Annotated in this window: 8 protein-coding genes; 5 read left to right on the plus strand and 3 right to left on the minus strand. The window is 63.5% G+C overall.

Translation table 11 applies throughout. From position 1 onward, the window contains the following. Positions 1 to 439 precede the first annotated feature (439 nt). Positions 440 to 1,582, minus strand: a complete 1,143-nt coding sequence (locus CIK76_RS01390; protein WP_096283017.1) for a glutamate--cysteine ligase — start codon at positions 1,580 to 1,582, stop codon at positions 440 to 442. 157 nt (positions 1,583 to 1,739) lie between these two features. Continuing rightward, positions 1,740 to 2,981, minus strand: coding sequence for a class I SAM-dependent methyltransferase (locus CIK76_RS01395; RefSeq protein ID WP_096283018.1), 1,242 nt, complete (start codon positions 2,979 to 2,981; stop codon positions 1,740 to 1,742). Positions 2,982 to 3,478: 497 nt separating this feature from the next. Here CIK76_RS01395 and CIK76_RS01400 point away from each other — a divergent pair, with 497 nt between their 5' ends. The 4 genes from CIK76_RS01400 (at position 3,479) to CIK76_RS01415 (ending at position 8,378) form a co-directional block, all read left to right on the plus strand. Further along, the gene (locus tag CIK76_RS01400) at positions 3,479 to 5,020 is read left to right on the plus strand and encodes an amino acid permease (protein ID WP_255248307.1); all 1,542 of its coding nucleotides are present in this window, start codon (positions 3,479 to 3,481) and stop codon (positions 5,018 to 5,020) included. Positions 5,021 to 5,212: 192 nt separating this feature from the next. Further along, positions 5,213 to 5,509: a co-chaperone GroES gene (groES, locus tag CIK76_RS01405; RefSeq protein WP_096283020.1), complete on the plus strand. Its 297-nt coding sequence runs from the start codon at positions 5,213 to 5,215 to the stop codon at positions 5,507 to 5,509. A gap of 98 nt (positions 5,510 to 5,607) precedes the next feature. Then, on the plus strand, positions 5,608 to 7,206 hold the full coding sequence (gene groL, locus CIK76_RS01410) for a chaperonin GroEL (RefSeq protein WP_096283021.1): 1,599 nt from the start codon (positions 5,608 to 5,610) through the stop codon (positions 7,204 to 7,206). A 176-nt stretch (positions 7,207 to 7,382) separates the two neighbouring features. Next, positions 7,383 to 8,378: an NADP-dependent oxidoreductase gene (locus CIK76_RS01415; RefSeq protein WP_096283022.1), complete on the plus strand. Its 996-nt coding sequence runs from the start codon at positions 7,383 to 7,385 to the stop codon at positions 8,376 to 8,378. A gap of 41 nt (positions 8,379 to 8,419) precedes the next feature. Here CIK76_RS01415 and CIK76_RS01420 read toward each other — a convergent pair whose 3' ends face one another. Continuing rightward, complete coding sequence (locus tag CIK76_RS01420) at positions 8,420 to 9,022, minus strand: TetR/AcrR family transcriptional regulator (RefSeq protein WP_096283023.1); 603 nt, start codon at positions 9,020 to 9,022, stop codon at positions 8,420 to 8,422. 320 nt (positions 9,023 to 9,342) lie between these two features. On the opposite strand from CIK76_RS01420, the gene CIK76_RS01425 reads away from it, so the two are divergent. Next, the gene (locus CIK76_RS01425) at positions 9,343 to 11,442 is read left to right on the plus strand and encodes an acyltransferase family protein (RefSeq protein WP_141393427.1); all 2,100 of its coding nucleotides are present in this window, start codon (positions 9,343 to 9,345) and stop codon (positions 11,440 to 11,442) included. Positions 11,443 to 11,517: the final 75 nt, after the last annotated feature.

Below are 11,517 nucleotides of genomic sequence, written 5' to 3' on the forward strand. Positions count from 1 at the left end.
GGACTTTGCGGTAGCCCTGGATCTGGACGACACCGCATCTGAAGTTGTATAGCCTAGAAATAATGTGAAAGTGACTGATCTCTACATTGATGAGGCTTACTTTTAGATTCGATTCTGGACACGCGCCCATTCCGTAAGCCGAACCTTTGAGGAATGAGCAACAGCCAACGAGCATGTCGCTCCAATAAGAGGATGTCAACGCAATCAGTTTCTCGCATCTAGATTTCGATGTAGTTCTTCCAGTCTCTTCGGTTTCGTATCTTTGAGCAGTGACCACTAAAGCGAGTTACGAGGACACTCTGCGTCGGCTTCCGCTACTGCATATAGCAACGTGATCTAGTCCTCTCTCGAAGACCGCGACTGTTGACAGGCGGGAACTACTTTTCCGGAAACTGGGGGATGGGGGCTGAGGATCCGAATGGTTCACACGAAATCTGAGCTACACAGCTTTCATGCGGGCGACGTTCTCCTGCACCACTGCCTTGAAATCGCCACCGGATGCCGCAAAGGTGTTGCGCTGCAATTGGTATTCAGCGCCGCGCTCGATGAGTCGAATGATTCCCTGAAGTTCATCGGAACAACCAAGCTGCTCAGCAACCGGCGCCAGACGCTTCACTTCGGCGCGCAGGTGGTCGGTCACCAGCATCTCGTCGCCCTGGGCGTTGAGGATGATGATGGCGTCCAAGCCGTAGCGGGCGGCACGCCATTTGTTCTCCACCCGGAACCAGGCCGGCATGACAGGGACCTTGTATCCGGCTTCGATTGCCAGCGACATATCGTGCACCAGGCACTGGGTCAGCGCGGTAATTGCGGTAATGTCGTCCAAGGAGCTCAGTCCGTCGCAGATGCGCATTTCCACGGTGCCAAAGCGCGGCACCGGGCGGACATCCCACCGGATTTCCGAAACGTCATCGATCACGCCGGTATGAAGCATGTCCGCCACGTGGGATTCGTATTCGGACCAGGAATTGAAGTGGAAGGGGATTCCGGCGGCAGGCAGCTGCTGGAACATCAGCGAACGCTGCGAAGCGTAACCGGTGTCCTCGCCTCCCCAGTAGGGGCTTGAGGCGCTGAGGGCTTGGAAATGCGGCTGGTAGTTGATCAGTCCGTCGGTGATCGGCAGCGCCTTGTCGCGGCTGTCCAGCCCAACGTGCACGTGTACCCCGTAGATCACCATCTGGCGTCCCCACCACTGGGTGCGGTCAATCAGCTTGGCGTAGCGATCCTTATCGGTGACCGGCTGTGAGATCGGCGCGGCGAAGGGGTGGGAACCGGCGGAATACAGGTCCACCCCGTGCTTCGCAGCCACCTCATTGAGCATGCGCACATTGGTGCGTAGCTCTTCGGCCGCTTCTGCGACGGTGTTGTGCACCCCGGTGACCACCTCAACGGTGTTCATCAGCAGTTCGGGCTTCACCGTGGGATGCTCATCCTCGTGGCCCAGTCCGGTATCCTCCTTGAGCTGATCAAGGATTTTTTCGGCCACCGAGCACAAGTCCGCGCTTTCGCGATTGACCAAGGCGATTTCCCATTCAACACCAATGGTGGACTGGGATGAGTTGGCGAACTCGATTTTCTGCACGGCGCTCCTCTTGCTGACGTCTCGGACGGAAGGCTCCGGAGCCGAATAAAACTAGACGGTTAAACCATCGAATTATTCGAAGGCCTTCCATGCTTATTGTAGTTTTTGCGCCACCCCGGCCAAGACATTCATCCGGTGGGACGTGCATCACTATAGATTAGTGCGGTTCTACCTCGACGGCCACACGATTCTGGCCGATGCGGGCAAGAATGAGCGTTGCATGCTTCTTCGCCGACTTCGGGGCACCGGCCAGCAGGATGCGGCGCAGCTCCTCGGGGAGCACGTCCACTCCGCGTTTTTTGATATCCAAGCTGCCAATGCCGTTGGCCTTCACCCAGGACTTCAGCTTCTTCACGTTGTAGTCGTGGACCTCCAGCACCTTGAACCCGCGGGCGAATGGGGTCTGCAGCTGCTCGGCATGCGTGAAGTACGCGATGTGCTCGTCCAGCAGGTGTCCGCCGGTGGAGTCGAGCAGTGTGGAAATCAGGTGCGAACGAATCACCGCACCGTCGGGTTCGTAGAGGTGCGCCTCGAGTTCGCCCACCGGAGCCAGCGGATCCTGCTCCACGGTGAGCTCGCTGGTCAGCTCATGAGCGCCGGTCTTGTCGATGACCAGTGCCGCGCGGGACACCTCCGGGCGTTTCAGCTTGCCGAACCACAACCCGGCTTCGATCACCGAACCATGATCGGAAATCCACACAGCTTCGGCGCCGGCCGGAATCGCTTCGTGCGGCAGGCCCGGGCCGAGCTTCACTCCGACGTCCAGTCCGGAGTCCACGAGCTTCTCCACTAAGGACAGGGGAGGGGAGAAGGCCTCCGGGTCGAAGAGTCGGCGGGTGCTGCCGGTGGCGTCGGTGCGTCGGGCCGGGTCCAGCCATACGCCATCGATGCCGGTGAGGTCCGCGGTTTCGGCGCTGCCGTGCACTACGCGGGCATTTTCGAAGGGCATCAAGTTCAAGGTGGTAGCCGCGGCGGTGGTTTCATCCTGTTCCACGGCAGTGACCTGCAGTCCGGCGCTGGCCAAGGCGATCGAGTCGGCACCGATGCCGCAGCCCAGGTCGGCTACGTGGGTGCTGCCAGCTTGGACGAAGCGGCGGGCGTGCAGCCCGGCGATGGTCAGGCGGGTGGCCTGCTCAAGCCCGGCGGGGGTGAAGATGAGGGTATCGGCAAAGGGGCCGAACTTGACCCGACCGCGGAAGCGCAGCTCGGCTTGGGATATCACCGCACGCACCACCTGGGCGTCATGACCTTCCTTGCGCAGTTTTTCGTTCAAGGACCACGCGGCATCCTTGGTTGCCGCCATGGACGGATCGACGGTCGCCAAAAGAGCCCACCCCTCGGGGGAGAGGAGAGCCGCGAACTGGTCATTGAGTGTTGAATCATTTGAAGCCTGGGCCATGGAACAAGCCTATCGTCATCCGGCACCCTTCCCGGCGTTCGGGATTACGAGGCTTCGGGGGACCTACTACTGACTCAATGTGACAAATGCGCGTCATATTGAAAGGGTTTGTTCCGAGCTATCAAGCCCTATGAAATGTCGCGGTAGGCGCTTCAGTCCAAGGATTTTGCGGGCACGTCCGTGAAAAAGCCGGCGCAGGTGGCTGATAACTAGAGTAAGTATTACTAACTCTTGTATAGGTCAAGGCCAAGCAAAGCATGCTTCTTGAATGGGGCACCTTTCATCTCGTCCATCATGCCAACAGCCATGCTTTAGTCTTCTCCAGCCCGCGAGGCGAAGCGGCGTGGGCCTGCAGCCGCGAAGGCGGCGCCATGGTGAGCGGGGGAGGCGCTCGCTAGTCCCGCCCCTGCTGTGGCGCACGTCGCATCAACCCCGCCTTCTCGTGTTGTATGTCACCTGTGAACAAACTTAGGCAAAGCACGAGTCAACCCGCAGTGGTGCAGCGTGGCACCGCGGCGGAGAATCCAGCAACGGGAACAGATCCGGCCGAGCACCAGCTCAAGCGCGGGCTGAGCGGCCGCCACCTGCAGATGATCGCTATTGGCGGCTCCATTGGCACCGGGCTTTTCGTGGCCTCCGGAGGCACCATCGCCCAAGCGGGCCCGGGCGGCGCACTGCTGGCCTACGCCGCGGTAGGCCTCATGGTCTACCTGCTGATGCAGTCGCTGGGGGAGATGACCGCCAAGATCCCGGTGGCCGGATCCTTCCAGACCTTCGCGACCCGCTTCGTCTCGCCCTCCTTCGGCTTTGCCATCGGCTGGAACTACTGGTTCAACTGGGCCATCACCGTCGCGGCCGAATTGGTGGCCGCCGGCATCGTCATGAGCTTCTGGCTCCCCGATGTACCGGGCTGGATCTGGGCCGGGGCCTTCCTGGTGGCACTCACCGCGCTGAACGCCTTGTCTTCCAAGGCCTTCGGCGAAGGCGAATTCTGGCTGGCCATGATCAAGGTGGTCACCGTCGTCGCCTTCCTGGCCGCCGGCATCCTGATGATCTTCGGGGTGCTAGGCGCGCAAACCGATCCGCTGGCCAATTGGCGCGAAGGCAAGGACGTCTTCCACGGCGGCTGGCTGTCCATCGTCTCGGTCTTCATGATTGCAGGGTTCTCCTTCCAGGGCACCGAGCTGGTGGGCGTCGCCGCCGGCGAGGCCAAGGATCCGCGCCGCGAAGTGCCCAAGGCCATCCGCCGGGTGTTCTGGCGCATCATGCTCTTCTATATCGGTGCCATCTTCGTCATTGGCTGCCTGATCCCCTTCGCCGATCCCAGCCTGCTGGCCAGCGGCGAAGCCGATGTGGCTTCCTCGCCGTTCACCCTGGTCTTCGAACGCGCCGGTATCGCCTTTGCCGCCGCCGCCATGAACGCGGTCATCCTCACCGCCATCCTCTCCGCGGGAAACTCGGGGCTCTACGCCTCGACCCGCATGCTCTACTCCATGGCCCACGACGGCAAGGCGCCCAAGGTCTTCGGACGCACCAACTCCCGCGGGGTGCCGATCATGGCCTTGCTGGCCACCTCGGCGGTGGGCCTCTTCGGGTTCCTGACCGCGCTGGTGGGCCAGGGCGCCGCGTACACCTGGTTGCTGAACGTCTCCGGGCTATGCGGGTTCATCGTCTGGGTGGGAATCGCGATCTCGCATTACCGCTTCCGCCGGGGTTATCTGGCGCAGGGTTATAGCGTGAGGGACCTGCCCTATCTCGCGCCGCTGTTCCCGCTGGGACCCATCGTGGCCTTCGTGATGCTCATTGCGGTGATTGTCGGGCAGAACTACCAGGCGGTGATGGCCGGGCATGGGCTGGAAGTGCTTTCGGCCTATATCGGCCTGCCGCTGTTCCTGGGGCTGTGGCTGGTGCACCGGATGGTCACCAAGTCCAAGGTGGTCAAGCTTTCCGAGATGGATCTCTCCGCCCCGGAGGACATCGAGGAGTCGGCCGCAGTGCGCTCTGGGCGAACCAGTGTGACGAACACGGTCAATCGTTAGCACTCACCTTGACCGAGTGCTAATCCACGGCCTAAAGTCATCTGTGGGTGTCAACTTGAAAGAGACGTTTGTCCCTTTTGAAATGACACACCGCCTGACTGGATCACACCAACTGGCACCGCGACGACGGTTGGTCCAATGCCATAGGGCGAAACCCTACATTCATTGGTTCATACACGAAAAGGAGAGACCATGTCTGTCTCCATCAAGCCACTCGAAGACCGCATCGTCATCAAGCAGGTCGAGGCCGTAACCACCACCGCTTCCGGTCTGGTCATCCCTGACTCCGCCAAGGAAAAGCCACAGGAAGGCACCGTTGTTGCAGTAGGCCTCGGCCGCGTTGACGACAACGGCAACCGCATTCCGCTGGACGTTGCCGAAGGCGACGTGGTGCTGTACTCGAAGTACGGCGGAACCGAGGTCAAGGTCGGCAACGAAGAGTACCTGGTGCTCTCGGCTCGCGACGTCCTGGCTGTCGTCGTAAAGTAACGCCAACCTCGTAGTTCTCCGGTCCCAACCCCTTGGCGTGTTTACGCATGCGGGGTTCGGGGCCGAACTGCGACCGATGCTATTTCAGGAGTTAATGCATGGCTAAGCAGCTAGCATTCAACGAGGAAGCGCGACGCGCCCTCGAAGCGGGCATCGATAAGCTCGCAAACACGGTGAAGGTCACCCTCGGCCCACGCGGCCGCAATGTGGTGCTCGCCAAGAGCTGGGGCGCCCCGACCATCACCAACGACGGTGTCACCATTGCGCGTGAGATCGATCTGGAAGACCCATATGAGAACCTTGGCGCGCAGCTGGCCAAGGAAGTCGCCACCAAGACCAACGATGTGGCCGGCGACGGCACCACCACCGCGACCGTGCTGGCACAGGCACTGGTCAAGGAAGGTCTGAAGAACGTAGCGGCCGGCGCCGCACCGGGCGATATCCGCAAGGGCATCGAACTGGCGGTGGAGATTGTCGCCGAACGCCTGAAGGCCAACGCCGTGGCGGTCGAAGACAAGGTCGCCAACGTGGCAGCCATCTCGGCACAGGATGAGGAAATCGGCGCACTGCTCGCCGAGGCCTTCAAGACCGTGGGCACCGACGGTGTGATCACCATCGAAGAGTCCTCGACCACCGCCACCGAACTGGTCCTCACCGAGGGCATGCAGTTCGACAAGGGCTACCTGTCCCCGCAGTTCATCACCGACCAGGAACGCCAGGAAGTTGTCCTGGAAGACGCCGTCGTGCTGATCAACCCGGGCAAGATCTCCACCGTGGCAGAATTCCTGCCGCTGCTGGAAAAGGTGCTGGAGACCAAGAAGCCACTGCTGATCATCGCCGAGGACGTCGAGGGCGAAGCCCTGTCCACGCTGGTGGTCAACAAGCTGCGCGGCCTGCTGAACGTGGTAGCCGTCAAGGCTCCGGGCTTCGGCGACCGCCGCAAGGCCATGATGCAGGATCTGGCGATCCTCACCGGCGCCCAGGTGGTCTCGGCCGAACTCGGCCTGCAGCTGGACCAGGTCGGCACCGAGGTTCTCGGTTCCGCCCGCCGCGTGACCATCACCAAGGATTCGACCACCATCGTTGATGGCGCCGGAACCGAGGAAGATGTCGCCGAGCGCGTAGCCCAGCTGCGCGCAGAGCACGCCCGCACTGACTCCGAATGGGACCGCGAAAAGCTGGCCGAACGCCTGGCCAAGCTCTCCGGCGGCATCGGTGTCATCAAGGTCGGCGCCTCCACCGAGGTCGAGCTCAAGGAACGCAAGCACCGCATCGAGGACGCCGTGTCCTCCACCCGCGCGGCGCTCGAAGAGGGCATCGTCGCCGGTGGCGGTACCGCACTGGTTGACGCGCTCTCGGCCCTGGACGAAGACGCCCGCGTCGCCTCGGCGACCGGCGATCTGGCAGCCGGCGTGGGCATTGTGCGCCGCGCCCTGGTTCAGCCGCTGTTCTGGATCGCTACCAACGCCGGATTCGACGGCGCGGTAGTAGCCTCCAAGGTGGCCGAAACCGGCCCGAACGAGGGCTTCAACGCCAAGACCGGCGTCTACGAGAACCTGCTCAACGCAGGGGTCATCGACCCGGTCAAGGTCACCCGTTCGGCGCTGCTCAACGCGGCCTCGATCGCTGCCCTGGTGCTGACCACCGAAACCTTGGTTGCCGAGAAGGCTCCCGAGGAAGAGGCTCACGCCCACTAGCAGTACCAATAAGCCGCCGCTTCCCCCTAAAGACGTCAGTCTTGCGGGGGAGGCGGCGGCTTTTTGCCGTCTTCAGGTGACAAGCGTCAACATTGACAGTAATAATGAGCGCGCTCATAATTGATTTGAATCAGTTAATCGGCTATGGCCAACCGTCTTGCACCAGGAGAGCACGCATGCGCGCATTCATTATCGAGAAATACAAGGGCACCCTGCGGGAAGCCGAGGTCCCGGAACCCGGGGTGGGGGAGCATGATGTGCTCATCGACATCGCGGCGGCCGGCGCAAACCAGCTGGATGAGAAGATCCGCACCGGTCAGCTCAAGGCGTTCCTGCCCTACAAGCTGCCGCTGGTCCTCGGCCACGATGTGGCCGGCACCGTCATCGGCGTCGGGGCGGGCGTCCAAGGCTTTGCCCGCGGAGACCGGGTCTATGCTCGGCCGCGCGATCACCGGATCGGTGGCTTTGCCCAACGCATCGCCGTGGACGAGGCAGATGTTGCGCTGGCGCCGAAGTCGATCGATGAGGCGCAGGCCGCATCGCTTCCCCTGGTGGCCCTCACCGCCTGGCAGGCGCTGGTCGAGCGGGGGAACCTGCAGCCGGGGCACAAGGTCCTCATCCATGCCGGCGCCGGCGGCGTGGGCACCATCGCCATCCAGCTGGCAAAGCACCTCGGCGCCCACGTGGTCACCACTGCCTCCGCGAAGAACGCCGAGTTCCTGCGTGCCCTCGGCGCGGACCAGGTGATCGATTACCGGACCGAAGACTTCGCAGCGGAGCTGTCGAATTTCGACCTGGTGCTGGACAGCCTGGGTGGTGAGAACCTCTCCAGGTCGTTGACGATTCTTCGCGCCGGCGGCAAGGCCATTGGAATTACCGGTCCGCCCACCCCGGAATTTGCCGCCGAGAGCGGCTTGAGCCCGGTCGTGGGGCTGGTGACCCGTGCGCTCAGCTCAAAAATCCGCCGGCAAGCCAAGAGGCTGGGCGTGAAATACGAGTTCCTCTTCATGGAGCCCAGCGGAAGCCAACTGCGCCGCATCACCGAGCTGGTGGACTCCGGTGCCATCAAGCCGGTAGTCGGCAAGACCTTTGGCTTTGCTCAAGTCCCCGAAGCCCTTAGTGCCATGGTCGAAGGCGGCCTGCGGGGAAAAGTGGTCATCACCGTGCCCTAGCGGAACGCACCCATGCTCCCGTTCCGCCTGTGCTCCGCCGGCTAGCCCGGAAGGATGGCGTCGATCTGGGCGCGCAGGCCCTCGGCTAGCTGCGCGCTGGAGATCTCCGGGTCGATAGCCGAAGCCATGGCCACGAACTGGACCGAGGAGATGACTCGCGCCAGCGTTGCCGCTTTCCCAGCGTCCAGGCTCCGATGCGCGACCAGGATGTCGGCGATGGCCTGCTCGGTGCGCCCCACGATGGTCAACGCTTCGCCATGATGCGGTTCGGTTGGATCGCCGAAGAGCATTTCGCGCAGGTAGGTGCGCCCATTCTCGATCTGCACCCGGTTGCACTCGATCACCGGCAGCAGCAGCGCCATGATCGCGTCGAGCGCATTCGAGGCCGCGGCGGCCGCAGTGTTGCCCTGCTCCAGGGAGTTTGCGTAGCGGTGGTTCTGCACGAGCAATAGCAGCTCGCCCTTCGTCCTGGCATAGAGGAAGAGGGTGCCGGTGCCGATGTCCGCCGCGTCGGCGATCTGCTGGGTGGTGACCTCATCAACACCGCGGGCGGCAAATAGCTCGCTGGCCGCGGCGATGATCCGTTCAAGCTTTGCCTGCTTGTTGCGTTCACGCCGCCCTGGCGGCGGGGGAGTCGGTGGCATCGGGCAATCTCCTGGAGCAAAGGTGAATAGAATCAATCATGAGTCTAGTCAATATCGTGCGAGCGCGGTTTCGGCCGCTCAGCGCTTCACCGCCGCGGGGCGAGGCGCGCCCACTGTGACAGAAACAGTTCGCCCCGGCCCGAGGGGTAAATTCCGCACGTCATCCCGGTTTGCCCGATAGTCTTATCCGGCTCTGGTGCGCTCGCACAGCTCGCGTTATGCGCAAAAGGAGCTGCCCTTGGTAGAATCTTTGGTTGTCCGGTGCCGATCACTGCCATCTTGGACAATTGCCCACCAATCGACGAGGAAAGCGGCACCGCGTGTCATCAGCGATCCCCAGCCCACGGAGCACCGTGCCGCGCACGGAATTCCGTGCCGATCTGCAGGGCCTGCGCGCGCTCGCCGTGCTGCTGGTGATGTGCTATCACATCTGGTTCCAACGGGTCTCCGGCGGCGTGGACATCTTCCTGATGCTCTCGGCCTTCTTCCTCACCGGCTCGCTGGCGCGCAAGCTCCAGGGAGGGGACAAGCCCTCGGTGCTCGGCCACTGGCTGCACCGCTTCTCCCGGCTGCTGCCGCAGGCGGCGCTGATCATCATCGCCACCGTGCTCACCGCCTGGCTGGTGCTTCCCGGAACCCGCTGGCTGGCGCTCATCCAGGAAGCCTTCTCCTCCCTGTTCTTCATCCAGAACTGGACGCTGGCCACCGCCGAGGTGGACTACTACGCCTTCAACACCTCCGCCGCCTCCCCGCTGCAGCACTTCTGGTCCCTTTCGGTCCAAGGCCAGATCTTCCTGCTCTGGCCGCTGCTGCTCATCGGCGCCGCGTTCATCTGGCGGCGCTGCTTCTCCCGGCACAGCTTCGCGAAGATCGCGGCCATCATGTTCGCCGCCATCTTCGCCGGCTCGCTGGGCTACTCCATCTACCTCACCGCGGCCGATCAGCAGCTGGCCTACTTCCACACCGGCACCCGGCTCTGGGAGTTCGCGCTCGGCTCGCTGCTGGCCCTGGGCCTGCCAGCCCTCTCCCGGCTGCCCGAGGCGCTGCGCCGGATCGGCGGCTGGGCCGGACTGGTGATCATCATCGGCTGCGGCGCGCTGCTCGACGTGCAGGGCCAATTTCCCGGCTTCCTCGCGCTGGTGCCCACCCTGGGTGCCGCCCTGCTGGTCATCGCCCCGGGTACCGCACGTCGGATCAACCCCGCCGGCTGGCTGGGCAACGCGGCGCTGGTGAAGCTCGGCGAACTGTCCTACGGCATGTACCTGTGGCACTGGCCGCTGCTGGTCTTCTACCTGCACCTGGCCCCGGTGGACCATGCCTCGCCGCTGGCCGGGGCGCTGCTGATTCTCGGCTCCATCGCGCTGTCGGCGGCGAGCACCCGCTGGGTGGAGAAACCGCTGCTGGCCGTGCAGCGCGCCGGCGCCCTGCCGGTGCTGCGCTTCCTGGGCCAGCCAAAGCTGGTCAGCCAGGCGCTGGTGATCGTGGTGGCCCTCTCGGTGGCCTCCGTGCCGATCGCCGCCTGGGAATCAAATGTCGAAAAGCGCCGCGCGCAGGCCGCCGCGCAGGCCCCGGAGGAGAACCCCGGGGCGATGGCCACCGACACCTGGGACCCGTCCCCGGCCGCGCTCACCCTGCCGCTGCGCACCGAACTGGACACCGAATGGCAGACCCCGGGTGAGAACTGCAGCGGTGCACACACCCCCGAGGATCCTGCGATCCTGTTCTGCAACCAGGGTGGGGATCCGGCGGCCAAGCCCGATCTGGTGCTGCTCGGCGACTCCCATGTGCAGCACTGGTCCGAGGCCGCCGCGCGCACCGTCGAAGAGGCCGGCGGCAGCTGGGTGATGATCTACCAGCCGGGCTGCCGCTACGGCTCCACCGATAACCTGGATGACCCCGAATGCGCCGCCTTCCTGCCCGCGGCCCGTGACTACGTGGAGGCGCTGGCCCCGGAAATGGTGCTCACCGTGGCCACGCGCACCGCAACCTGGACCGACGACGCCGGGCGCAGCGCCGGAGCCCAAGAGATCATGGCCGATGACTACGCCGGCGCCATCGAGCCCTTCGTGCAGGCCGGCAGCCAGGTGATCGCGATGCGCGACACCCCGCGCTATGAATATTCCATCCCCGAATGCGTGGACCGCAACCGGGCCGCGCCCGAGGCCTGCGACGCCCCGGCCACCGACAAGCTGGCTGAGGTGAACCCGGTGGACCGGTTCCTTCAGACCCACGATTACGGCTCCCGGGTGGTCTCGCTGGATCTGACCGAGCTGCTCTGCCCGGCGGGCACCTGCAAGGCGGTGATCGGCAACGTGCTGGTGTACCTGGACGATTCGCATTTGTCCAAGACTTTTGTGACCAGCGCCGCCGATCGCTTCGCCGCCTCCTTCACGCGGGCCACTGGCTGGAACAAGGAATAAAAAACCGGCCCTGTGACGTTAGCTTAGACACAGATCTCCGACGGGAATCGTCAGCACCCCAAAAGGGATCTACCA

Source organism: Glutamicibacter sp. BW80 (assembly GCF_002332385.1).
Lineage (GTDB): Bacteria > Actinomycetota > Actinomycetes > Actinomycetales > Micrococcaceae > Glutamicibacter.